The 24161-nt window shown below is 60.6% G+C and carries 24 protein-coding genes; 19 read left to right on the top strand and 5 right to left on the bottom strand.

Features of this window, described 5'->3' with window-relative positions:
- The first annotated feature begins 80 nt into the window (after positions 1–80).
- From J2J98_RS07380 to J2J98_RS07355, 6 genes are all read left to right on the top strand, one after another.
- On the top strand, positions 81–848 hold the full coding sequence (locus tag J2J98_RS07380; RefSeq protein ID WP_207602755.1) for an SDR family oxidoreductase: 768 nt from the start codon (positions 81–83) through the stop codon (positions 846–848).
- Positions 845–2884, top strand: coding sequence for an excinuclease ABC subunit UvrC (gene uvrC, locus J2J98_RS07375; RefSeq protein WP_207602754.1), 2040 nt, complete (start codon positions 845–847; stop codon positions 2882–2884). Before J2J98_RS07380 ends, uvrC begins: the two co-directional genes overlap by 4 nt.
- A 162-nt stretch (positions 2885–3046) precedes the next feature.
- Positions 3047–3637: a CDP-diacylglycerol--glycerol-3-phosphate 3-phosphatidyltransferase gene (gene pgsA, locus J2J98_RS07370; RefSeq protein WP_011424811.1), complete on the top strand. Its 591-nt coding sequence runs from the start codon at positions 3047–3049 to the stop codon at positions 3635–3637.
- Positions 3634–3888 carry a molybdopterin converting factor subunit 1 gene (gene moaD / locus J2J98_RS07365; protein WP_064706826.1) on the top strand — a complete coding sequence of 85 codons (255 nt, stop codon included), beginning with the start codon at positions 3634–3636 and terminating at the stop codon, positions 3886–3888. Before pgsA ends, moaD begins: the two co-directional genes overlap by 4 nt.
- Positions 3889–3904: 16 nt before the next feature.
- The gene (locus J2J98_RS07360; RefSeq protein ID WP_207603174.1) at positions 3905–4108 is read left to right on the top strand and encodes a hypothetical protein; all 204 of its coding nucleotides are present in this window, start codon (positions 3905–3907) and stop codon (positions 4106–4108) included.
- Positions 4105–4563 (top strand): molybdenum cofactor biosynthesis protein MoaE, encoded by a 459-nt coding sequence (locus J2J98_RS07355; RefSeq protein WP_064706824.1) that lies wholly within the window; start codon positions 4105–4107, stop codon positions 4561–4563. The genes J2J98_RS07360 and J2J98_RS07355 overlap by 4 nt, the downstream gene beginning before the upstream one ends.
- On the opposite strand, the gene J2J98_RS07350 is transcribed toward J2J98_RS07355, so the two are convergent.
- Positions 4564–5460, bottom strand: a complete 897-nt coding sequence (locus tag J2J98_RS07350) for a branched-chain amino acid ABC transporter permease (protein ID WP_207602753.1) — start codon at positions 5458–5460, stop codon at positions 4564–4566. It abuts the gene before it with no gap.
- A 64-nt stretch (positions 5461–5524) separates the two neighbouring features.
- On the opposite strand from J2J98_RS07350, the gene J2J98_RS07345 reads away from it, so the two are divergent.
- Together J2J98_RS07345 and J2J98_RS07340 are read left to right on the top strand one after the other, a co-directional pair.
- Positions 5525–6070, top strand: coding sequence for a CGNR zinc finger domain-containing protein (locus J2J98_RS07345; protein WP_207602752.1), 546 nt, complete (start codon positions 5525–5527; stop codon positions 6068–6070).
- Positions 6067–6570, top strand: coding sequence for a hypothetical protein (locus J2J98_RS07340; protein ID WP_064706821.1), 504 nt, complete (start codon positions 6067–6069; stop codon positions 6568–6570). Before J2J98_RS07345 ends, J2J98_RS07340 begins: the two co-directional genes overlap by 4 nt.
- A gap of 86 nt (positions 6571–6656) precedes the next feature.
- Here J2J98_RS07340 and ndk read toward each other — a convergent pair whose 3' ends face one another.
- Positions 6657–7079 carry a nucleoside-diphosphate kinase gene (ndk, locus tag J2J98_RS07335; protein ID WP_011424805.1) on the bottom strand — a complete coding sequence of 141 codons (423 nt, stop codon included), beginning with the start codon at positions 7077–7079 and terminating at the stop codon, positions 6657–6659.
- An 81-nt stretch (positions 7080–7160) separates the two neighbouring features.
- Complete coding sequence (locus J2J98_RS07330) at positions 7161–7850, bottom strand: glutathione S-transferase family protein (RefSeq protein WP_207602751.1); 690 nt, start codon at positions 7848–7850, stop codon at positions 7161–7163.
- 138 nt (positions 7851–7988) lie between these two features.
- Here J2J98_RS07330 and J2J98_RS07325 point away from each other — a divergent pair, with 138 nt between their 5' ends.
- The 7 genes from J2J98_RS07325 (at position 7989) to J2J98_RS07295 (ending at position 16380) form a co-directional block, all read left to right on the top strand.
- A complete protein-coding gene (locus J2J98_RS07325; RefSeq protein WP_064706819.1) occupies positions 7989–8498 on the top strand; it encodes a DinB family protein in 510 nt (169 codons plus the stop codon).
- A 145-nt stretch (positions 8499–8643) separates the two neighbouring features.
- Positions 8644–9693 (top strand): GGDEF domain-containing protein, encoded by a 1050-nt coding sequence (locus J2J98_RS07320; protein ID WP_207602750.1) that lies wholly within the window; start codon positions 8644–8646, stop codon positions 9691–9693.
- Between the two features lie 109 nt (positions 9694–9802).
- Positions 9803–11686 (top strand): ABC-F family ATP-binding cassette domain-containing protein, encoded by a 1884-nt coding sequence (locus J2J98_RS07315; RefSeq protein WP_207603095.1) that lies wholly within the window; start codon positions 9803–9805, stop codon positions 11684–11686.
- 127 nt (positions 11687–11813) lie between these two features.
- Positions 11814–12662 (top strand): polysaccharide deacetylase family protein, encoded by an 849-nt coding sequence (locus tag J2J98_RS07310; RefSeq protein WP_064706817.1) that lies wholly within the window; start codon positions 11814–11816, stop codon positions 12660–12662.
- A gap of 87 nt (positions 12663–12749) precedes the next feature.
- A complete protein-coding gene (locus tag J2J98_RS07305) occupies positions 12750–13181 on the top strand; it encodes a hypothetical protein (protein ID WP_207602749.1) in 432 nt (143 codons plus the stop codon).
- A 134-nt stretch (positions 13182–13315) separates the two neighbouring features.
- Entirely contained in the window at positions 13316–15355 is a 2040-nt protein-coding gene (locus J2J98_RS07300; protein ID WP_138395052.1) for a prolyl oligopeptidase family serine peptidase, read from the top strand.
- Positions 15356–15453: 98 nt separating this feature from the next.
- Positions 15454–16380 (top strand): Gfo/Idh/MocA family protein, encoded by a 927-nt coding sequence (locus J2J98_RS07295; RefSeq protein WP_064711152.1) that lies wholly within the window; start codon positions 15454–15456, stop codon positions 16378–16380.
- Between the two features lie 46 nt (positions 16381–16426).
- Here the strand turns inward: J2J98_RS07295 and J2J98_RS07290 are convergent, their stop codons facing one another.
- Entirely contained in the window at positions 16427–16876 is a 450-nt protein-coding gene (locus J2J98_RS07290) for a DNA polymerase III subunit chi (protein ID WP_064706815.1), read from the bottom strand.
- Positions 16873–18366, bottom strand: coding sequence for a leucyl aminopeptidase (locus J2J98_RS07285; protein ID WP_064711150.1), 1494 nt, complete (start codon positions 18364–18366; stop codon positions 16873–16875). The genes J2J98_RS07290 and J2J98_RS07285 overlap by 4 nt, the downstream gene beginning before the upstream one ends.
- Before the next feature lie 144 nt (positions 18367–18510).
- On the opposite strand from J2J98_RS07285, the gene J2J98_RS07280 reads away from it, so the two are divergent.
- From J2J98_RS07280 to J2J98_RS07265, 4 genes are all read left to right on the top strand, one after another.
- Complete coding sequence (locus tag J2J98_RS07280; protein ID WP_064711149.1) at positions 18511–19284, top strand: phosphatase PAP2 family protein; 774 nt, start codon at positions 18511–18513, stop codon at positions 19282–19284.
- A gap of 99 nt (positions 19285–19383) precedes the next feature.
- Positions 19384–20565 carry an LPS export ABC transporter permease LptF gene (gene lptF / locus J2J98_RS07275; protein WP_064707065.1) on the top strand — a complete coding sequence of 394 codons (1182 nt, stop codon included), beginning with the start codon at positions 19384–19386 and terminating at the stop codon, positions 20563–20565.
- Positions 20562–21650 (top strand): LPS export ABC transporter permease LptG, encoded by a 1089-nt coding sequence (gene lptG / locus J2J98_RS07270; protein WP_064706812.1) that lies wholly within the window; start codon positions 20562–20564, stop codon positions 21648–21650. Before lptF ends, lptG begins: the two co-directional genes overlap by 4 nt.
- Positions 21650–23980, top strand: coding sequence for an LPS-assembly protein LptD (locus J2J98_RS07265; RefSeq protein ID WP_207602748.1), 2331 nt, complete (start codon positions 21650–21652; stop codon positions 23978–23980). The genes lptG and J2J98_RS07265 overlap by 1 nt, the downstream gene beginning before the upstream one ends.
- Positions 23981–24161: the final 181 nt, after the last annotated feature.

Raw genomic sequence — 24161 nt, 5'->3', positions numbered from 1 at the left:
AGCGACACGGCCTATTTATATAATCTCCGCCCGCCCCTATATAGTCTGCCAACAGACTCGCGGGATCAGAAGGCACGATTTTGAACGACAAAAGACTTCGCGCGGCCCTTATAACAGGGGCTGCCAAGAGAATAGGCCGGGCAATCGCCGAAGACCTTGCTGCAAATGGCTTTTCCGTCGCAATTCACGCCAACGGTTCGATCGGCGAGGCCGAGGAACTGGCAGCGGAACTGCGGCGAAAAGGACAGAAGGCGATCGCGCTCAAGGCCGACCTTACCGATCTCGGCCAAACGGGCGAACTGGTCGCGAAGGCGTCGGAAGCGCTGGGGCCAATCGATCTGCTCGTCAATAATGCGTCAGTCTTCCAGCATGATTCCGCGCGCAGTTTCAACGCCGCCACATGGGCGCTGCACTTCGACCTCCATGCGCGCGCGCCGTCGATCCTTGCGGCCGCCTTTGCTCAGCAGGTGCCCGTTGAGGCAGCGGGGCTGATCGTCAACATCATCGATCAGCGGGTCTGGGCGCTGAGGCCCAGCTTTTATTCCTATACGCTCTCCAAGTCGGCGCTATGGACGGCAACGCAAACGCTTGCCCAGGCATTGGCGCCGCGCATCCGCGTCAACGCGATCGGCCCCGGCCCCTCGATGCCGAGCGAGCGGCAAACGTTGGAGGACTTCCAAGCGCAGGTCTCAGCCCTTATCTTGCAGCGAGGGCCGGCACTGGAGGAATTCGGACAAACGATTCGCTTCCTCTTCGACACGCCCTCGATCACCGGCCAGATGATTGCCCTCGACGGCGGCCAGCACCTTGCGTGGCAGACGCCTGATGTGGCGGAGATTAAGGAATGAACGGACGAAAGCTGCCGGACGGCGGCGTTCTCTACGACGATACGGATGAGAGCGAAGACGATATCGAGGTGGAAGGCGACCTTTCCGCCGCCCCTCTTGCGGCAACGGTCGACTGGAACGCCGGCAGCCTGAACGAAACCGGGCTCGTTGGCGCGGAACTGATCGGCGAATTCGTCAAAAGGCTGCCGAACAGCCCCGGCGTCTACCGCATGTTCAATGCCGAGGGCGATGTGCTCTACGTCGGCAAGGCGCGCAGCCTGAAGAAGCGTGTCGGCAATTACGCCGTCGGCCGTGTGCATTCCAACCGCATCGCCCAGATGGTGCGCCAGACGGCGAATATGGAATTCGTGACGACGCGCACGGAAACGGAAGCGCTGCTGCTCGAAGCGAATCTGATCAAGCGCTTGCGGCCGCGCTTCAACGTGCTGCTGCGCGACGACAAGTCCTTTCCCTATATCCTCATCACAGGGGACCACCGAGCGCCTGCGATTTTCAAGCATCGCGGCGCCAGGGCGCGGAAGGGCGACTATTTCGGGCCTTTCGCTTCGGCCGGCGCAGTCGGACGCACGATCAATTCGCTGCAGCGCGCCTTCCTGATCCGCACCTGCACCGACAGCGTCTTCGAAACGCGCACGCGGCCCTGCCTGCTCTATCAGATCAAGCGCTGTTCCGGACCCTGCACGCATGAGGTCAGCGACGAGGGGTACGCCGAGCTCGTGCAGGAGGCGAAAGACTTCCTGTCCGGCAAGAGCCAGAAGGTGAAGTCGCACATGGCTGAGGCCATGAACCGGGCGGCCGAGGACCTGGATTTCGAGCGGGCGGCGATCTATCGCGACCGCCTGGCGGCACTTTCCCATGTTCAAAGCCACCAGGGTATCAACCCGGCCGGCGTCGAGGAGGCTGACGTTTTCGCCATCCACCACGAAGGCGGCGTTTCCTGCATCCAGGTGTTTTTCTTCCGCACCGGCCAGAACTGGGGCAATCGCGCCTATTTTCCGAAAGCCGATCCGCAGCTTTCAAGCGCCGAAGTGCTGAATGCCTTTCTCGCGCAGTTCTATGACGACAAACCGGTGCCGAAGCAGATCATGCTCTCGGAAACGGTCGAGGAACTGGAACTTCTCGCCGCGGCCCTCAGCGAAAAGGCCGGCCACAAGGTTTCCATCCTTGTGCCGCGGCGCGGCGAGAAGCGCGATCTCGTCGAGCATGTGGTCGGCAATGCGCGCGAAGCGCATGGGCGAAAGCTTGCCGAGACGGCGTCGCAGTCGCGGCTGCTCGAAGGCTTTAAGGAAACCTTTGGGCTCGCCTATGCGCCGCAGCGCATCGAGATCTACGACAACTCGCACATCATGGGCACCAATGCCGTCGGCGGCATGGTGGTGGCGGGGCCTGAAGGCTTCGTGAAGAACCAGTACCGCAAGTTCAACATCAAATCGACCGACATCACTCCCGGCGACGATTTCGGCATGATGCGCGAGGTGATGACGCGGCGCTTCTCGCGGCTGATCAAGGAAGAAGGCATCCCTGACCGGACGGTGCAAACACCTGCTGCCGACGCCGCCGACATGCCTTTCCCCGCGTGGCCCGACGTGATCCTTATCGACGGCGGCCAGGGGCAGATGACGGCGGTGCGCGGCATCCTGGCCGAGCTCGGCATCACCGACAGCGTGATGGCAATCGGCGTCGCCAAGGGTGTCGACCGCGACGCCGGACGCGAGCGCTTCTTTGCGCCGGGACGCGAGAGTTTCACACTGCCGCCGCGCGATCCGGTGCTCTACTTCATCCAACGCCTGCGCGACGAGGCGCACCGGTTCGCGATCGGCTCGCACCGGGTGCGGCGCAAGAAGGAAATGGTCAAGAACCCGCTCGACGAGATCGGCGGCATCGGCCCGTCGCGCAAGCGCGCGCTGCTGCAGCATTTCGGAACGGCGAAGGCGGTTTCCCGGGCGGCTCTGTCCGACCTGATGGCGGTGGAAGGTATTTCGGAAGCAGTGGCAAAGCAGGTCTACAACCATTTCCACGACGACGCCGCGAAATAACCGGCGTCCGTCGCAAATTCCACGCAAAGGCAGTGAAAAGACAGAAAGAATGTTGACGGTCCATGGCCAAAGCCGTCATCTACCGCATCGGCCCGAAAATCGGAATCGATTTCGTAAAGAGGCGCGGCGCTGTGGCGGCGCATCAATTCAGAGAAACGATCCATGGCATCGCGTGCGTACAGCCTTCCCAACCTTTTGACTTACGGCCGCATCCTCGCCGTGCCGCTGATCGTTCTCTGCTTCTTCGTCGAAGGCAGACTGTCGATCAGCAATACGGCGCGCTGGGTGGCGCTGTGGATCTTCATCATCGCCTCGATCACCGATTTTCTCGACGGTTATCTCGCGCGCATCTGGAACCAGACGTCGAATATCGGCCGTATGCTCGATCCGATCGCCGACAAGCTGCTGGTCGCCTCGATCCTTCTCCTGGTGGCGGCCGATCAGACCATCGCCGGCTGGTCGATCTGGGCGGCAATCATCATTCTCTGCCGTGAGATCCTGGTTTCCGGCCTGAGAGAATATCTGGCGGCGCTGAAGGTCAGCGTGCCCGTGACACGCATCGCCAAGTGGAAGACGACGCTGCAGCTCGTTGCCATCGCCTTCCTGCTCGCCGGCCCGGCCGGCGACGAGATTTTCCCCTATACGACTCAAACCGGCATCGCGCTCTTGTGGATCGCGGCGCTGCTGACCATCTATACCGGCTACGACTATTTCCGTGCCGGGCTGAAACATATCGTGGATGACGAGGAATGACGCGGCTTGTCTATTTCGCCTGGGTGCGCGAGCGCATCGGCAAGGGTGAGGAGGAGATCGACCTCCCCTCCTCCGTCGTCACCGTCGCCGATCTCCTGAATCATTTGAAGACGCTGGGCGAGGAATATGAAGCCGCACTTCAATATCCCGACGTCATCCGCGTGGCGCTCGACATGGAACATGTCGAGCATGACGAGCCGATCGGCGCCGCACGCGAGATCGGAATATTTCCGCCGATGACGGGGGGGTGATTGCGGGAGGCTGATAATGAGCAGTATTGCATCTGCTTCTCTCTCCCTTATTCCTGCGCTTGTCACAGGAACGCGCGTCCGCGCGGTGAATGACTTCTTCCTGCTGCTAGCAATGTCTTCCGCGCCCAAGGACTTGGGCGCACTGGATTCCTGTGACAAGCACAGGAATGAGGGAGCTTGGGGATTTGGCAGCGCATCAAAGCGGAGGATTTCGCTGTGAACACACCCACCATCCGGGTCCAGCACGAAGACTTTGACCTGCAAACCGAGGTCGATCTCCTCTCCAAGCACAAACCCGGTGTCGGCGCGGTCGTTACCTTCTCCGGCCTTTGCCGCGACGAAGGCGGCACCCTGGCGGCCCTCGAACTCGAACATTATCCCGGCATGGCCGAAGCCGAGATGACCCGCATCGGCGAACTCGCCATCAGCCGTTTCGGGCTGCTAGGGCTGACCGCCATCCATCGCTACGGCAAAATCGTTCCCGGGGAGAATATCGTGCTCGTCGTCGCAGCCGCCCCGCATCGGCAGGCGGCCTTCGACGGCGCCAATTTCGTCATGGATTTCCTGAAGACCGCAGCTCCATTCTGGAAGAAGGAGCACGGCAACGATGGCGCCGAAGGCGACTGGGTTGCGGCAAAAGACGCCGACGATGCGGCGCGCGACAAGTGGAAATGATCAGAGAACCACTCGCTCCCGGCGGCTCATGACCAAGAGCAGGACCAGCAGCGAGAAGATCACCAAGTCCCGCCAGACAAAGGCGCCATAGGCGCCCCACATGGTTTCGACGACTGCAAGCCCGGCAGCACCGCCTGCCGAACGCAGCGGATCGGAATAGCCGCCCACGGCTGCGATCAGCAGTACCTTGAGCCCGAACATCAGGCCCGCGCCGAAATCCATCGAGCCGTAATAGAAGGTGGCGAGAATGCCACAGAGTGTGGCGACGAGGGCTGCTGCCGCATAGGCAACAAGAAAGACAAGCCTGGCGCTGGTGCCGCAGAGTTCGGCGGCCAGCGGATCGTCGGTGACGGCGCGCCAGTGGCGGCCCCAGGCGGTGCGCCTGAGGATCAGCGCACCGATCGCGACGATGGCGCACATCAGCGCCGTGTCGATCAGCTGGATATAGGTGAGCGTCACTTTAAACGAACCATCACTCCAGAAGACAACAACTTCGTTCAGGAAGGGCGGCAGCCAAATCGCGCGGGTATCGGCGGCAAGGCGGGCGGTTTCCATCAGCACGATCATGATGCCAAGCGCGGCAACGATGACCATATTCGGCGATTTGCTGGCGAGCGGCAGCATGATCGAGCGGCCGATCCAAATGCCCGCGGCCAGCGAATAGACAATCGCGGCGCAGGCTCCGATGGCAAGTGCGGCCGGCAGCACCAGCCAGAACCTGACATAGGCGATTTCGCTAAAAAGCAGCAGGATCTGGCCCGAGAAGGCAAAGATCGCTCCATAGGTGATGTCGGCCCGCCTGGTCACGCCGAAGGCGACGGCATAACCGAAGGCGAGCGCGGCATAGAGAGCGGCAAGCGGAACCGCATTCGCCAGCTGCTGCAGAAGATAGGCCATTTCGGAGACTCCGCGTCAGCAAATTATAACTGGTAAAACCCGTTTCGCCAGTTATAATTTCGTTATGAGCTTTTCCTGGACTTCTCACCGTTTCGCCGGCGGCGCGCTGGCCCTCGATGTCGCCAACAGCGTCGTACTGCGCCACGACGCGGCGCGACGGATCGACCGCTTCGCGGTGAGCGAACAGATGCGGAGCTTTCCGCGCGCCGCCGCCAAATTCTGCGCCGAACGGGCCCTGTTTGGCGAGGTCGCGCCGGTCGCGGCGCAAGACGAAGTCGACTTCATCGCGCTTCGAGAAGCGATCGACCGCTATTTCCGCAAGCGTATACTGGATGGCGGCGACGACCACTTGCTGGCCGGACTGCTGGAGGCGCTGGCGAAGACCTTGCGCCAGGCAAGCCCCGCAAGCTTGGCGGCGGCGACCGCCCATTCGGTGCTCCGGCTGATCGCTATGCCTGATCCGGAGCGCATGAAGATCTGCGGCAATTGCGGCTGGTTGTTCATCGATCGCAGCAAGAACAGGAGCCGTGCCTGGTGCGACATGGCGGTCTGCGGCAACCGCGCCAAGGCGAAGCGGCACTATCACCGCAAGAAGGAAGAGATGCCATGAGGAAACATCTAATCGCAGCGGCGGCTGCAACAGGTCTTCTGCTTGCCGCCTGCCAGCGCCAGGCCGAAAACCTGGTCGAGGTCACAGGCCACCTCTTCGTCTTCAACTACCGGGTGGCAAGCGCCACCTATCTGCTGACCCTGAAGAAGACAGGTCCTATCCCCGACGGTTCGGTGATCATCGCCGAATTTGAAAATCCCGCGGGCGGCGCCCCGCTGGTGCTGAACCAGAAGATCTATCCGATCGACGACAAGATCGCGCTGCAGAGCGAAAACCTGCACTGCGTGCGCAAGGACCGCGCCTATTCGGTGAATGTCCGGCTGGTCGATAAGGACGGCAATGTGCTGCAGCAATTGAAGACTGAGTTCCGCTCGGACCTCGACCAGACGGTGCTGCCGAGCAAGCCGCTCGTCATTGGCGCGCTTTATGAAAAGAACCCGGAGGTCTTCAAGCCTGACGGCAGTGTCGATTTTTCGAATACCGACAAATGCCCTTCGTGAAAAATTCCGGCACAAAAAAGCCGGAGCGAGGCCCCGGCTTTCGAGAGTCAATTCAAGGCATTGCAAGCAAATGCCGAAGCATGGCCTCAGCCGACGATTTCGGTATCGGAGAACCAGTACTTGATTTCCTGGGCAGCCGTCTCCGGAGCGTCGGAGCCGTGAACGGAGTTTTCGCCGATCGATAGGGCATGGACCTTGCGGATCGTGCCTTCGGCAGCGTTTGCCGGGTTGGTCGCGCCCATGATTTCGCGGTTCTTGAGGATCGCGCCCTCGCCTTCCAGAACCTGCACGACGGTCGGGCCGGAGGTCATGCCTTCGACGAGTTCGCCGAAGAAGGGGCGATCCTTGTGTACGGCGTAGAAGCCCTCGGCTTCGCGGCGGCTCATCCAGACGCGCTTGGAGGCGACGACGCGCAGGCCGGCATCTTCGAGCATCTTGGTGATGGCGCCCGTCAGGTTGCGCTTGGTTGCGTCAGGCTTGATCATCGAGAAGGTGCGTTCAATCGCCATAGTCAAATCCTCTGTTTTCTCGGGAAAAGTGGGCGGTCTTTACCCGCCCCAACGCCCGAAAACAAGAGGCCGGCGGCAATTTCACGCCGCTGTCACAGTCCTGCCGCGGCTTTCATGGAGATCGAGGCAGCGTTCGAACCAGGCGATGACGGGATCGGCGGCGGCCAGCATCGCCAGCCCTGCGGATACGCGCAGCCATTGCAGCGCGCCGAAGACGATATAGTCGCCAAAAAGCGGCGTCTGGCCGCCGATGAACGGCTGGAACTTCAGCATATGGCGGAGCGGCTCCAGCTTGGTGGCAAAAGCGGGCCTCTCCGCTTCGCTGTCTGCGGCGAAGACTTCCAGCGGCTTGCCGAGCCTGAGCTCGCGACTTTGACGGAAATAGGCCTTGTCGCCTTCGTCCAGGATGGCGTGGATGTCGAGAAGGGCAATGCGCATGATCGCCGGATGGATGATCATCTGCGAATAGCCTTCCACCATGCGCGACAGCGCCTTGCCGCCCTCGCCGCCGAACAGCGACGGACGCTCGGGATAAGCCTCCTCCAGATAGAGGGCGATGGCAAAACTATCCGAGATCAGCCGGCCGTTGTCGTCGAGCACCGGCAGGGTCGAAGACACGCCGCCGCCGATGTCGCGGATACGGGCGTAGGTCGTCGGGATCTCCTCGAAATCGAGTCCCTTGTGCGCGAGCGCCATCACCGCCTTCCAGCAATGGGGCGAAAAGAAGCGACGTTCGTCGGCGCCGCAGAGGGAATAGAGGGCTCTGGTCATGACAATCCTTTCGAGGTCCGATCTGCCTGCATTCGACGACACAAAGCGCGCACGATCAAATCAGGAAATTTCATGGCGCCATCACTCGGATTTCTCGGGAAACCGGCTAGACTGCTCCAGCAACGGCAGGGGGACCATATGCTTAGACATTTCAGGATGTTCGCGGCCTATAATCGCTGGGCCAATAGCTTGGTCTATACGGCTGCGGCCGAACTCGGGGCGGCGGAATTTCGCAGCGACCGCGGCGCCTTCTTCGGCTCGCTGCATGGCACGCTCAATCACCTGCTCGTCGCCGACCGGATATGGATGAAGCGCTTTACCGGTAGCGGCGAAGCGCCGGCGGCCCTCGATGCCATACTATTCGAAGAGCTGGATGCGCTTGCCGCCGCACGCAAGACAGAGGACGAGCGCATCATTGCCTGGACGGGGACGCTCGATGAGGCGAGCCTTGCCGGCGACTTCACCTATGTCCCGGTGACGCAGCCGATCCGGGTCACTCAGCCGCTGTCGAGCGCGCTCGCGCACCTCTTCAATCACCAGACTCATCACCGCGGCCAGTGCCATATGACGCTGACGGCGCTTGGCAAACCAAGCCTCGGGCTGGACCTTATATATTTTCTGCGCAGCGAGGGTCGCGAGTGGATGTGAGACAGCCTTTCTGATCAAGACAGCATTAACCGCCTTTGCCAGTTCCAAGGCAAACCCGGCGCTTCCCGCCTAAAAATTCAGCCTCTCTTAAAGCCTTGCAGGCATAGCGGAATGAAGGGAAAAAGCCGGACCGCGAGGGATCGTCATGCTGACTGCAAGCGCAAACGGACTGGTGTCGCGCGAGGCTGGGCGCGCCGGCCCCCTGACGGATATCCAGAAGATTGCCCAGCACATGGCGCGCCTCAACGTTACCTCGCTGCCGCGTAACTACGAACTCTTTCATGAGGCCATCATTGGGCACAATCCTGGTCTTGCGCAAGACATCGCCGCTCTCGGATCGCAGCCGGAACAGGCGATGCTCGACGAACTCGGGCTGAAATACCGCCTCGTCGGCCATTGCGGGTTGGTGGGCGAGACGTCGCGCAACGAGGCCAGCCGGACGCTACGCGAGGTGGCGGAGAGGCTTGCCGAAGGATTGAGGCACAGAGACGCCTTTGCCCGCGCCTGCGGCACGATCCTGAGATCTGTCGCCGGGCATGAGGACCAGAGCCTTGCCGCCTTCGTCGGCGAGGTCGATTACCTCTCCGCCTCGCTCGCGACGGTGATGTCGGCGGAGATGGAAATCGGCGCCAGACTACTGGACGACATCAACAAGCTGGAAACGTTGGAGCGCGGCATTTCGGCAATGCAATCGGCCACCATCGCCGACAGGATCACCGGCCTCGCGAACCGCGTCGCGCTGAACCGGCAGATCACCGAGCTCTACGAACGTGAAGAGGGTGCCGCCGGCAGCGCGCTGATCATGGTCGATATTGACGATTTCACCGAGCTCAACGACCGATACGGCACTCAGGCAGGCAACAAGCTCTTGAAGAAGCTTGCAGCCCTTTTTCGAAAATCGGTCAAGAAGAACGACTTCGTCGCCCGCACCGAGGCCGACGAATTCGCCTTGCTGTTTGCCAATGTCGGCATGCAGGATGCGATTGCTATCGCCGAGCGCCTGCGCGCCTCAGTCGAGGAAAATCTCGTTTTCGCCACCTCCGACAAAGGTGACAGCGGCAGGCTGACCATCTCGGTCGGCCTGGCGCTCAGTGCCGATGCGACAACACCGGGACAGCTCCAGGCCAACGCCCGCGTGGCGCTGCTCGCCGCGCAATCGAACCGCCGCCTGCCGGTGCAGGCTTTCGGCCGCTGAGGCGTATGATGCTCTCAGCACGGACGAGCAAGCTCGCCGGGGGACGAGTGAGCTCGCCGGGGGATAAGCGGTCTTGCCTTGGCAGGCAGTTTCGGCCACAACGCCGGCCATGATCACGCTCACCGATATTTCTGCCCGCATTGCCGGGCGCCTGCTTCTCGACAATGCCAGCCTTTCGCTGCCTTCGGGCACGAAAGCAGGGCTGGTCGGCCGCAATGGCGCCGGCAAATCCACGCTGTTTCGCGTCATCACCGGCGATCTCGGCTCGGAGACAGGGTCGGTGTCGATCCCGAAGGCGGCGCGTATCGGTCAGGTGGCCCAGGAAGCGCCGGGAACCGAGGATTCCCTGATCGAGATTGTGCTTGCCGCCGACAAGGAACGCGCGGCCCTGCTTGCCGAGGCTGAAACGGCAAGCGATCCGCACCGCATCGCCGAAATCCAGATGCGCCTCGTCGACATCGATGCGCATTCGGCCGAAGCGCGCGCCGCAAGCATCCTCGCCGGCCTCGGCTTCGACCAGCCGGCGCAGGCCCGACCCGCCTCCTCCTTCTCCGGCGGCTGGCGCATGCGCGTGGCGCTTGCCGCCGTGCTCTTCGCCGAGCCGGACCTGCTTCTGCTCGACGAGCCGACCAACTATCTCGACCTTGAAGGCACTATGTGGCTGGAGGATTATATCCGCCGCTATCCGCACACGGTCATCATCATCAGCCACGACCGTGACCTCCTGAACAATGCGGTCAATTCCATCGTCCATCTCGACCAGAAGAAGCTCACCTTCTACCGCGGCAATTACGACCAGTTCGAGCGGCAGAAGGCGGAGGCGGACGAGCTGCAGACGAAGGCCAGGGCCAAGAATGAGGCAGCGCGCAAACATCTGCAGAGCTTCATCGACCGCTTCAAGGCCAAGGCTTCCAAGGCCCGGCAGGCGCAATCGCGCGTCAAGGCGCTCGAGCGCATGGGAACGGTTGCAGCCGTCATCGAGGACCATGTGCAACCGATCACCTTCCCGGAGCCGGAGAAGCAGCCGGCCTCACCGATCGTTGCAATCCAGGGCGGCTCCGTCGGCTACGAACCCGGCAAGCCGATCCTGAAGAACCTCAACCTGCGCATCGACAACGACGATCGCATCGCCTTGCTCGGCTCCAACGGCAACGGCAAGTCGACCTTCGCCAAGTTCATCTCAGGGCGACTGTCGCCGGAAAGTGGCGAAGTAAGCCTCGCACCGAGCCTGAAGATCGGCTTCTTCGCGCAACACCAGCTCGACGACCTCATCCCGGAACAGTCGGCGGTGGAACATGTGCGGCGTCTGATGCCCGCCGAACCGGAAGCCAAGGTGCGCGCCCGCGTCGCGCAAATGGGGCTGGCGACCGAGAAGATGGCAACCGCCGCCAAAGATCTTTCCGGCGGCGAGAAGGCACGCCTGCTAATGGGGCTTGCCGCCTTCCATGCGCCGAACCTCCTCATTCTCGACGAGCCGACCAACCATCTCGACATCGACAGCCGCCGTGCCCTGATCGAAGCGCTGAACGATTACAACGGCGCCGTGATCCTGATCTCGCACGACCGTCACCTCATTGAGGCGACGGTCGACCGGCTGTGGCTGGTCAATGGCGGCACGGTCACCACTTTCGAAGGCGACATGGACGAATACCGAGACCTGATCGTCAGTTCCGGCAAGAGGAAAGAAGAGAAGCCGCAGGCCCCCGACGAGACGACATCGAAGGCCGACCAGCGCAAGCTGAATGCTGAAAGGCGCGCCTCGCTGACACCGCTGAAGAAAAAGATCAACGAAATCGAATCCTTGACGGCGAAGCTGGAGAAACAGATTCAGGCCCTTGATGCGGAACTTGCGGATCCGGCGCTCTATGAGAAAACGCCCGCCAAAGCCGCCGAAAAGGCAAAACAGCGCGGCGAGGCTGCGGCGAAGCTCGCCGCCGCCGAGGAAGAGTGGCTGATGCTGTCCTCCGAATATGAAGAGGCAATGGCAGGATAGTCACAGTCTTCGAGGAAACGCGGCTGACTGCGACGCGTTAACACAATTCCTCCCGATCTCAACCGGTCGTTAACCATAATCCGAAAGCTTGTCTCAACATTGATTACTGATTTGTTGAGCACTTTCCATGCATCGGTTTTTCGTCCTTTCCTGCATCGTCCTTGCGGCCGCCCTCTCCGCCTGCAGCACGACCAGAGAGCGCCCCGACACCTCGATCAAGACCGCCTCGGTGATTGCGCCTGAAGGGCGAACACCTTCCGGCAAGGCCGCCAATGACGATGGAACGCCGCCCTTTGCCGGCCCGCATCACCTTTCCGGGCGGACGCTGGAGGTCTCCTCGCTCGCCGATCTCAAGCTCAATGACAAGGAAGTGATCCTGAGCTTCGACGATGGCCCGATCCCCGGCCGGACGGATAAGGTGCTCGCGATCCTCAACCAGTTCGGCGTCAAGGGCGCTTTCATGATGGTCGGCGAGATGGCCGAGATGCATCCGGCGCTGGCGCGCAAGGTGGCGATGGAGGGCAACGCAATCGGCAGTCACACCTATGACCATGCCAACTTGACCTCTTTGGGCTTCGATGCGGCGATGGACGAGGTCGTCAAGGGCGAACTGGCAGTGACCAAGGCAACGGGGACAGACGTCTCGTTCTTCCGCTTCCCTTACCTCGCCGAGAGCCACAGGCTGCGCGCCGCCATCGCCATGCGCGGTCTGGTCGTGATGGATGTCGACATCGATAGCAAGGACTATTTCAGCGCTACACCGGTGTCCGTGACGCAATTGACGATGAACCTGCTGCACAAGCGCGGCCGCGGCATCATTCTGATGCACGACATCCACAAGCGCACCGTAACGATGCTTCCCACCCTGCTTTCGAAACTCGAAACCGAAGGCTACAAGGTCGTGACGCTGAAATTCAAGAAGCCGCAGGCGCCGAGCAACCTCGTTGCCTCGGCCGATCTGGTGATGACCCGCTAGGAAATGCTTTTCGGTCGAGTGCTGACTAAAACTTTTAGACCGCAACGCCGCTGCTTCTAGTCGAGAGGATTTTTGGAGGAACGTGGTTTGCTTCGCTATCTCTGCGGCGTGTTGTTAGCTTCCGTGCCGCTCGTTGCCGCCAATGCTGAATCTGCAAATTTCTGTAGAAACAGTTTCAATCCGAACGAAGCAGTCGAGTCCCGATTCATGGGACTTGAATACGCGCTCACTGCTCATGTTCTCGCGGAAAAATATTGCGGGGCTGAACCGAGGCCGTTGCGTCCCCGATTTCTAGGGTACATCGAGAAGCAGGGATGCGATTCAGGAACTGAGATCTACAAAGAAGTCGAGGCAGCTATCGCAAAAATGGAGGACGCAGGCCTAAACCTGCTCGCTCAAGAAAACCCCAAGCTAACGATGTCTGACGAACAGGTGCAGGAATGGGCTTCGACTGCTACGAAGGAGCTTGGGGGATGCGACGCGCTGAAAAAGGCTCATGACGCCGAAATTGGACAGTAAACACTCCATGTGAGCAGGCTGGCTTGCCAGGGATGAGCCCCTTGGACAATGAGAGCGTGAAGGAGAAAACCGCTCACTTTTATCCGCATCATGCGCTAGATCTATGCGAAATCAACGAAGCCGGCAGCTCAGACATGAACCTTCATCTCGAAGCGGACGAGGATCCGCGCACCCGCCAGTTTATCGACGAACACAATGCCTTTTCCGACGCGGCATTAAGAACACCGCAGTTTGTCGAGGATCGCGAGGCGATCAAGGCGCTGATCGAGCGACAGGACAGGCTGATCGTGCCGATGCGCCGCGGCGGATGGCTGTTCGATTTCCGGCAGAGCAAGGACAATCCCCTCGGGGTCTGGCTACGCTTGCCAGCCGAGCAGCCGCCGTTGCCGGAGGCCGATTGGGAGCCGGTCTTCGATCTCGACGCCTTCTGCCTCGACGAAGGCAAGCGCTGGACCTGGCGCGGCGCCGTCACCTGCCCGTGGGAGCCGACGCGCGTCCTGCTGATGCTATCGGATGGCGGCTCCGACCCGGTCCGCCTGCTCGAATTCGACGCCGAGCGCAAACAGATCGTGAAGGGCGGATTTGACACCCCCGCCGCGCGATCGCATGCCACCTGGTTGAGCCGCGACGAGATCTGTTATTTCGGCTCGATCGACCGATTTTCGGCGACCCGCTCGGGATGGCCGCGCGTCGGGCGGCGGTTGAAGCGCGGACAGCGGCCGGAAGATGCCGCCATCATGTTCGAAGCGGCGGACGAGGACGTTTACGGCTCCAATCTGGTCATCGACCCCGCCCTTTCCGGTGCTTCGCCGGATGCAGCATTGATAGAGATCTTCGTCGCGGGCCATGAGATCGGCGTCGCAAGCGCTTTCCTCATCGGAGACGACGGCAAGCGCCAACGCATCGATTTGCCTGAAGAAGCCGACTTTCAGTTCAATCGCGATCATTGCCTCTGGCGCGCAAAGACCGACGAGCGCGTTCCCACCGGTAGCCTCGTGCTGCAACGCTTCGAGCCGCAATCTCAGACGATACTCGGACCGGAGCGAGTCCTGTTCCAACCTGGCGAGGGCCAGTCGGTCGCGCAGATGATGCTGATGCGCGAATGGTGCGTGTTCATCATTTCGGACAGGCTGCGCCCGCGTCTTCTCGTGCTCGACCTCACAAAGCCCGATGCTGAACAGCGGGAAATCGCGTTGCCGGCGGAGATGCAGACGGCTCATTTCAAGCCTCTCTATGCAGATCTGCATCATGGGAACGACACGCTCCACATCGTCGGTCAGGGTTTCCTGCAGCCACCCACTTGCTACCGTCTCGAGCTCTCCGATCGCAGCAAACAGCCGGAGCCGATCTTCACGGCAGTGGCGCCGAGCTATTTCGATGCGACCGATATGTCGTCGGAGCTGCTGGAGGCTGTGTCCGAGGACGGGACCAGGGTCGCTTACCGCCTGGTCCTGCCGCGACAGTGGACCAAGGGCGCACTGCCGGTGCTGATCTACGGCTATGGCGGATTCGATGTTTCGCTGTCGCCGAATTACTCCGGCGTAACTGGCCGCTGGCTGGAGCAAGGCGGCGCCTATGTGCAGGCCTATATCCGCGGCGGCGGTGAATTCGGGCCTGACTGGTATCGCAGCGCCAAGCGGCTGGGGCGGGACAAAGCCTTTGCCGATTTCGTCGCAATTGCCAGGGATCTCGTCGCCCGCGGCTACACCGTGCCGTCGCGCATCGCCTGCCAGGGCGGCAGCAATGGCGGCCTTCTGACGGGCGTGATGCTGACACGCTACCCGGACGATTTTGGCGCCGTCTGGTGTCAGGTGCCGGTTCTCGATATGACACGCTTCCACCTGTTCAGCGCGGGAAAAGCCTGGATGGACGAATATGGCGACCCGGACACGCCGGCGGACCGGGACTTCATGCTCGGCTATTCGCCGCTTCACAATATCCGGCCGGCCAGTGAGATCACCTACCCGCCGATCTATATCGAAAGCTCCACCAATGACGACCGCGTGCATCCCTCGCATGCACGTCGATTTGCAGCGCGGCTGGAGGAAGAAGGACATAAGCCACTCTTCCACGAATTCGGCTTGGGCGGACATGGCGGCGATGGCAATTCCGAGGAGCGCGCCGCCCGCGCAGCGATGGGTTACAGCTTCCTTCGCGAGACCATCATGCGATAGGATACACAGGAATTGGGAGCAGAGCTTGTCGACGCTTCTCTTTCTGCTACAACAACCTCAATAAATCATACTTTTCCTAGAAGCCCGAGCGAAACACCATGTCCCCTATCAATCTCGCCATCGTCGGCGTCGGCAAGATCGTCCGCGACCAGCACCTTCCCTCCGTTGCCAAGAACCCGAATTTCGAGCTCGTGGCGACGGCAAGCCGTCACGGCACGGTCGAAGGCATCAACAGCTACACCACGATCGAAGCAATGCTCGACGCCGAGCCCTCGATCGATGCCGTTTCGCTCTGCATGCCTCCGCAATATCGCTACGAGGCAGCGTATAAGGCGCTCGTGGCCGGCAAGCACGTCTTTCTGGAAAAGCCGCCCGGCGCAACGCTGAGCGAAGTGGCTGATCTGGAGGCGTTAGCCAACAAGCAAGGTGCGTCGCTCTTTGCCAGCTGGCATTCGCGCTATGCCCCGGCCGTCGAAGCCGCCAAGGCGTTTCTTGCTTCGACGACGATCAAAAGCGTGCATGTGATCTGGAAGGAGGATGTCCGCCACTGGCATCCGAACCAGGAATGGATCTGGCAGGCGGGCGGTCTCGGTGTTTTCGATCCCGGTATCAATGCGCTCTCAATCGTCACCCATATCCTGCCGCGGCAGGTCTTCATCACTGGGGCTGTGCTGGAATTCCCGGAGAATCGCGATGCACCGATCGCCGCCGACATTCACTTCCGCGATGCAGACGGCCTGCCGGTTCATGCCGAATTCGACTGGCGCCAAACCGGCAAGCAGAGCTGGGACATCGTCGCAGAAACGGCGGCCGGCCAAATGGTCCTCTCCGAGGGCGGCGCCAAGCTTTCCATCGACGGTACGCTGACATTTGCCGAACCGGAACAGGAATATCCTTCGCTCTATCGCCGCTTCGCCGAGATCATCAAGGCGGGCAAATCGGATGTCGATCTCGCACCGCTGCGCCACGTCGCCGACGCCTTCATGCTCGGCAAGCGGAAATTCGTCGACGCCTTCCACGATTGAGTCATCTGGCGGTCCTTGCCCGTCGACTCCGACGGCAAGGACCCGCTCAAGCCTTCTTCTCCCACCGCCCTTCCGGTGTCTGCTGCCAATAGGTGAGGTTATGCCCCTCGCCTTTCAGCCTCTTCCACTGCGCTCGCGCAGCTTCCAACTGCTCCTGATCGTGGCCGTCGAACATGAAGACAACGCGCTCATAGGCATCGGGCGGCGGCGGCTCGGCGCCGTCGACAATGAAACGAACCGTCGCCGCATTGGCATTGTCCGAGGTTACCGTCAAAAGCACCGGCTGGTTTTCGGCGAAATCAGCCGTGTCGGTCCCATGCGGCAGGAAACTCTCCTCACGAAAAGTCCAAAGATGCGCATCGAGAGCATCGCGCCGCGCGACATCGCGCGTCTGGACCGCTACGCGCCAGCCGCGCTCGACGCTTTTGTCGAGGAGCGGCGGTAGCGCGTCTTCCAGCCTGGTTTCGGTGAGATGATAAAAGAGAATATCCGTCATCGGGATTCATAATGGGTGCGAACGAGCTCGTCGAGCAGACGGACGCCGAAACCGGAACCCCAGGACTGGTTGATCTCATCCTGCGGCGAACCCATCGCCGTGCCGGCAATGTCGAGATGCGCCCAGGGCGTGTCCTGTACGAAGCGTTTGAGGAAATGCGCCGCCGTGATCGAGCCGGCCTGACGGCCGCCGGTGTTCTTCATGTCGGCAAACTTGCTGTCGATCAGCTTGTCGTAATCCTTGCCGAGCGGCATGCGCCAGAGCTTCTCGTTTGTCGAAAGGCCGGCTGCCGCCAGCTGGGAGCAAAGCTGGTCGTCATTGGAGAATAAACCGGCATGCACATTGCCGAGCGCCACGACGATCGCGCCGGTCAATGTGGCGAGATTGATCATGAACTGCGGCTTGAAGCGATCATTGCAATACCAGAGCGCATCGCAGAGCACGAGGCGGCCTTCGGCATCGGTATTGATCACCTCGATCGTCTGGCCGGACATGGAGGTGACGATGTCGCCCGGACGCTGGGCGTTGCCATCAGGCATGTTCTCGACCAGGCCGATGATGCCGACGGCGTTGACGGCGGCCTTGCGCGAAGCGAGCACATGCATGAGGCCGGTGACGGCTGCGGCGCCGCCCATATCCCCTTTCATGTCCTCCATGCCGGCGGCAGGCTTGATCGAAATGCCACCGGTATCGAAGACGACGCCTTTGCCGATGAAGGCGACGGGACGGTCCTTGCCCCTGCCGCCCTTCCACTGCATGACTGCTAAGCGCGGTGGGCGCACGGAGCCCTGCGCGACGCCGAGCAGCGCGCCCATGCCGAGACGGCGCATTTCCTTCTCGGTCAGGATTTCCACCTCGACGCCGAGCTTTTCCAGTTCCTTTGCTCTGGCGGCGAATTCGACAGGTCCAAGCGCGTTCGGCGGTTCATTGACGAGGTCACGGGCGAGATTGACGCCGCCTGCAATCGCTTCGGAATCGGAAAACGCCTTTTTGGCACCGGCCGCATCGGCGGTGACGATCGTCACCTTGACGGATTTTGCCGGCTTCTCCTCATCGTCGTTCTTCTTTGTCTTATAGGCATCGAAGCTGTAGGCGCGCAGCAGCATGCCGAGCGCGAAATCGGCGGCTGCGCGTGCGTTGGTCTCAAGCCCGGGCACGTCGACGAAGATGGCGGCCTTGTCGGTATTCTTGATTTTAGATGCCGTGGCGCCACCGGCCTTCAGCCAGTCATGGGCGGTTAGTTCGCCAGCCTTGCCCAGTCCGACGACGACGATGCGCTCGACGGGTGCCCCTTCCGGGGCGACAATATCGAGCGCGGCCATTGACTTAGCGGAGAACCGAGCGATTTTCGTAGCCCTTGCGATCACGCCTGCAGGGTCGGCCGTTTCGGCGCCTGCGGCGCTCTCGGCCTCCGCAGTTTTCAACAGGATTGCCAGTCCGCCATTGAGCTTTGCCGACTTCGAGAATGAAATTTCGAACTTTGCTGACATGTCTTCTCCGCTGGGATTCTTTGAAATCCGTCCCTGGCGGATAATTTCGCGTTTGGCGGGTCTGTCAATGGCTTGCGACTATTGTTATGGTCGCCCGCGGCCGTCCAAGCCCTCATGTTTTCGTCAGTTTCGTAGATATTAGCGTTGACAGTTTTTTCGAAAAATCCATGGCGAAGGCCGGTGATCCGCCTGCCGAAAACGGCTTTCGGTGCATTCCTGCTTCTGTTCTGGACGTGGTGGGCGCTGCTTGCCGTCTTTCGCGCCTTCCCCGCAATAGACATCTATTTTTCCCAGCTTTTTTTCGTGGGCGCAGATTGTGACGCGACTGCCGCTGCCGGAAGCATCTGCGGCGGCTTTCCCTATCGCGATTCGGGGAATCTCGACCTGCTGCGCACCATCTTCTTCCGCCTGCCCTATGTCGTCGCGATCGTAATGCTGTGGAAATTCATCGAGTGTTACCAGCAGCACGGCGCGACCTTCAACGCCGAGCGGGCGCGCAAGCTCAAAGTCGCACTAGGAACGCTGCTGATCGGGCCGGTGCTGCTCGTCAATGTTATCCTGAAGGAACATTGGGGCCGGCCGCGACCGCTGCAGACGGATATGTTTGGCGGGCCCCTGCATTTTGTCGAGGCCGGTTCACTGGCCGGCAAATGTATCTCGAACTGCTCCTTCGTCTCCGGCGAGGCTGCGAGCGCGGGATGGCTGTTCTGCCTTCTGCTCTTCGTCCCGAAATCGCTGCGTTACGCGCTGGTGCCGCCTGTCGCCGTGATCTCGATCCTGACACCGGCCCTGCGGTTGTCCTTCGGCGCGCATTACCTCTCCGACGTAACGCTCGGATGGCTCTCCTCGCTTGTCGTCTTCGCAGCGCTGCTGGCGTTAACTGAGTCGCAACAGAGCCAAAAAAATTCTGAAATTTGAATGAATTTTTGACACCTGCTTGTCGCAAAAGCGCGACAAAGAGCGTAGAGGGTTTCTCCTGCAAGCCGTTTGGGCGTGCAGGTGCTTTCAAGGGCCGGCATGAAACTACTCGAAACATACATATTGCGGCGGGTCGGCCAGATGTTTCTCGTGGCGCTCCTGCCCGTGCTGGCGATCATTTGGACGACCCAAGTCCTGCAGCGCATCAACCTCGTCACCGACAGCGGCCAGTCGATCGGCTCGTTCGCCAAGCTGGCGACGATGATCCTGCCGTCGATCATTCCCGTGGTGCTGCCCTTCGCCCTCGTCATCGCCATCACCCAGACGCTGACGACGATGAACAATGATTCCGAGTTGACCGTCATCGACGCGGCCGGCGCACGGCGCAGCATTCTGGTCCGCCCGATCCTGCTGCTTGCCGCCGTCATCAGCGTCTTTTCCTTCTTCGTCGACAATATCGTCGAGCCACGAGCAAAGACCGTGGCGCGTCAGATGATCGCCGAGACCTACGCCGATCTTCTCTCCTCGGTCATCGAGGAGAAGACTTTCCGCAAGCTCGACGACGGTCTCTATGTCCAGATCTCGCAGCGCCTCGCGGGGCGTATGCTGAAGGGCCTGTTCGTCGCCGACGAGAGGGACCCCGCCTACGAACTCATCTATTACGCCAAGGAAGGCGCTGTCGACGATACCGGAACGACTCTGATCATGCACGATGGCGAGGTGCATCGCAAAACGCCCGACGGCAACGTCTCGGTCATCAACTTCGATTCCTATTCGTTCGACCTCTCGGACATGACGGAGAGCCGCGGTCAGGCGACGCTGAAGGCCAGCGATCGTGACCTGTGGTTCCTGTTCAATCCGGATCCGAACGACAAGGACTATACGATCCGCCCGCAGAGCTACCGCGCCGAACTGCATCGGCGGCTGACGGACTGGATCCTGCCCGTCGTCTTTGCACTGTTTTCGCTGGCGATCGCCGGCGACGCACGCTCGCACCGCGAAGCACGGCTGCACCCGATGGTGAGCGCGCTCGCCTATGCTTTCGCGCTACGTTGGGCTGCCTTCTACGCGGCAAACCAAATCGACACCGATCCGGAATATATCGCCGTTCTCTACGCCATCCCGATCGTCAGCAGCATCGTCTCGATCATCTTCCTTGGCCTGCACAAGCGACTGGTCATGCCTTCGTTCATCTGGGATCGGATATCGCTTTCCTGGAGACGAATGCAGGGAAGACTGCTTGCCGCGACCAGCAGGTCCGGCGGGGGCGCCGCCCAATGATGTTCGGGACATTGTCGCGTTATTTCTTTCGCCGCTACCTGGCGACGACTGGCTGGTTCCTGATCGGCGTGTCGGCCATCGCCTTCCTCCTGGATTTCAGCGAGACGGCCGGACGCATGTCTGGCCTGCCCGGCTATACGATCGGAGGCGGCATCGTGATGACCGCCGTGCGCCTGCCGCTCATATTGCAGCAGACAATCCCCTTCATCGCGCTCTTCGTCGGCATGACAGTGCTGATCGGACTCAATCGCAAATATGAGCTCGTAGTCACGCGCGCGGCCGGCATTTCGGTCTGGCAGTTCATGCTTCCCTTCATCGTCGGTTCACTGGCGCTCGGCGTGCTGACGATGACGGCGCTCAACCCGCTTGCCGCCTGGGGACAGCGCCAGGCGCTGCTTGTCGAATCCGACTGGCGGGGCGAAAATGCGGTTCTGCGCAAGGCGCCGCAGATTCCGTGGCTGCGCCAGATCAGTGGCCGCGACGACGTCATCATCGGCGCCCAGACGGTCCAGGAGAACGGAACCAAGCTGATAGACGCCGTATTGATCCATTTCGATTCGGGCGGTCGAGTCATTCTGAGACAGGATGCCGCCACGGCAAAGTTGGAAGATGGTTACTGGCAGCTTAACAGCGTCGTCGAGCGTAAGCCTGGCGAAATCCCGCTGCGCAAAGCTTCGGTCCAACTTCGCACCAATCTGAAACAGGATTTCGTCCAGGAGCGGCTGACAGCGCCGGAAACAATTGGTTTCTTTGACCTTTCCAACCGCATTGCGGCGGCTAAATCCTTCGGTATCTCGACCAAGGCATTGGAGACACAATTCAACTCTCTGTTGTCCCAGCCATTGCTGTTGGTGGCCATGACTCTCATTGCTGCAACAGTGTCCCTAAAATTTAGCCGGTTCAACCAATCCCGCTCCGTGATTCTGGGTGGAATCCTGTCGGGCTTCATGCTTTATGTCATCACCGTGCTTGTTAAAGCATTCGGAAGCAGTGGAGTCGTGCCTCCCTTCGTGGCGACCTGGATACCGGTTGTCGTCGCGCTGGCCTTGGGCGCGACTATTTTGCTTCATCAGGAGGACGGCTAGTGGCGGTAGGCGACCGCAAGTATTTTAGTAAACAATTGGTTGCCCTGCTTGTCGGTGCGGCTTTATGTTCCTATTTCGGCGGTGCTCCGGCCTCCTATGGCCAGGCCGGCACGCCCGAGCAAAATATCGAGAATAACATTCCCGAGGGGGCCAAGCTTCTGCTTTCGGCCAACGAACTCGTCTATAACCGTGACGCCGAACTCGTGTCGGCAATCGGCGGCGTACAGATCAACTATGGCGGCTACAAAATGGTCGCGCAGAAGGTCGAGTACAATCAGAAGACCGGCCGGATGATGGCGCTCGGCAATGTCGAGCTCGTCAGCCCGGACGGTAACCGCATCTATGCCGACAACCTTGACGTGACCGACAATTTCGCCGACGGATTTATCAATTCGCTGCGCATCGAAACAGCCGACAATACCCGTATCGTCGCCGAAACGGGCGAGCGCGTCGGCGGCACGAAGATGATCCTCAACAAGGGCGTCTACACAGCCTGCCTTCCCTGCGCCGAAGATCCGAAGCGCGCACCCTTCTGGCAGGTCAAGGCCAAGCGCGTGATTCAGAACGGTGAGACGCATACGATCCGTCTGGAGCGGGCACGTTTCGAGCTGCTCGGTTACCCTATTGCCTTCGTGCCGTTCATCGAAGTTCCCGACAATACGGTGAAGCGCAAGTCCGGCTTCCTGTTCCCGACGATGAGCCTGTCGCAGAACCTCGGCTTTGGCCTTTCCATTCCTTATTATTACGTGATCTCGCCGAGCATGGATGCGACGGTTACCGCAACCGGCTACACGGCCCAGGGATTCCTTGTCGAAGGAGAATTCCGTCAGCGTTTCGAGAACGGCACGCATATCCTGCGCGTCGCCGGCATCGACCAGGCAAATCCGGGTAATTTCAGCTCTGGTACCAGCGATGCCGAAGCCGAGCAGCGCGGCATGGTGGCGTCAAAGGCCGAATTCCGCATCAATCCGCGCTGGACGTTCGGCTGGGACGTCATGGTGCAGAGCGACAACAATTTCTCGAAAACCTACAAGCTCCGCGGCCTGAGCGGCACGGATCGCACGAACCAGATCTACCTGACGGGGCTTGGGAAACGTAATTATTTCGACATGAGGGCGTTTTATTTCGACGTCCAGGATGCCGACCGGACGAACACGGCCGAAAAACAGCAGGCCATCGTCTATCCCGCGTTTGATTATCACTATGTCGCACCTCAGCCGCTAGCAGGCGGCGAACTTTCTGCAGACGTCAACCTGACGAATATTTCGCGCACACATGACGATTTCTACACCGTCGACGGATTCGACCGCTTCCGCGGTCTAAAGGGCCAGACTTCGCGCCTGACCGCCGAACTTCAGTGGAAACGCACCTATGTCACGCCGACCGGCCTGGTGATCACGCCGCTCCTGGCCGCGCGCGGCGACGCTTTCGCGCTGAACATGGACAATCCGACCGGTTACGCCGGCGATTATCTTGATGACAATTCCGCCACCCGCTCGATGCTCACAGCCGGGCTGGAGGTGCGGTATCCGATCCTGATGACAACTGATAACAGCACGCATATTCTGGAGCCCATCGCCCAGATCTATGCGCGCCCCGACGAGCAACTCGCCGGCCGGCTGCCGAACGAGGATGCACAAAGTTTCGTCTTCGATGCGACCTCCCTCTTCGACCGAGATAAGTTCTCAGGTTACGACCGCGTCGAGGGCGGCACCCGCGCCAATGTCGGCTTCCAGTACACCGGGACTTTTGACAGCGGTTACAAGCTGCACGGCATTTTCGGCCAGTCTTATCAGATCGCCGGCCAGAACTCGTTCGCGACCGATGACCTCGTCAATGTCGGCGCCGATTCGGGCCTCGAAACCGACCGCTCCGATTATGTCGGCCTCGGCGGCGTGGAAACGCCGTACGGTGTTTCCGTTGCCGCCTCCTACCGGCTCGACGAGAAGGATTTCGAGTTTCGCCGTGGAGACCTGACGACGGCCTACCAGAACGACACTTTCCAGACGCAGGTGACCTACACCCATCTCAGCGCCCAGCCGGCCTATGGCTTCGCCGAGGATAATGACGAGATCCAGACGAGCAGCAGGGTCAAGTTCAAGGATTACTGGTCGATCTTCGGGGGTATCGCGTGGGACCTGAACAATGATGTGATCAGCCGCCGGACGCTCGGCCTCTCCTATGAGGACGAATGCACGATCTTCACGATCGCCTACACGGATAGCAGGGACTCTGAAGACGAGTCGGCAAGCGACTGGACGATCGGCGCGCGGCTGACGTTCCGGACGCTCGGCGACATCAAGATCGGCTCCGATACCCTCTCCAATTAATGGGCGAACGGCGCAAACATGGCCTCAAGTCATTCTTTCGCCGTAAGCCTGTGCAGGACATTGCCGCCAGTCGATATTCGAGGCATAGGGGTTTCGCGCCATGGCGGAGGCGATTTCCGCGTGTCTCGCACTGTGGTAAGGACGCCGCGAACAACGGCTCGCGGCGCTATTGGGAGGTCAA

Source organism: Rhizobium bangladeshense (assembly GCF_017357245.1).
GTDB lineage: Bacteria > Pseudomonadota > Alphaproteobacteria > Rhizobiales > Rhizobiaceae > Rhizobium > Rhizobium bangladeshense.
The sequence above is the reverse complement of the archived record's forward strand: the minus strand, read 5'-3'. Positions and strand labels throughout refer to the sequence as shown.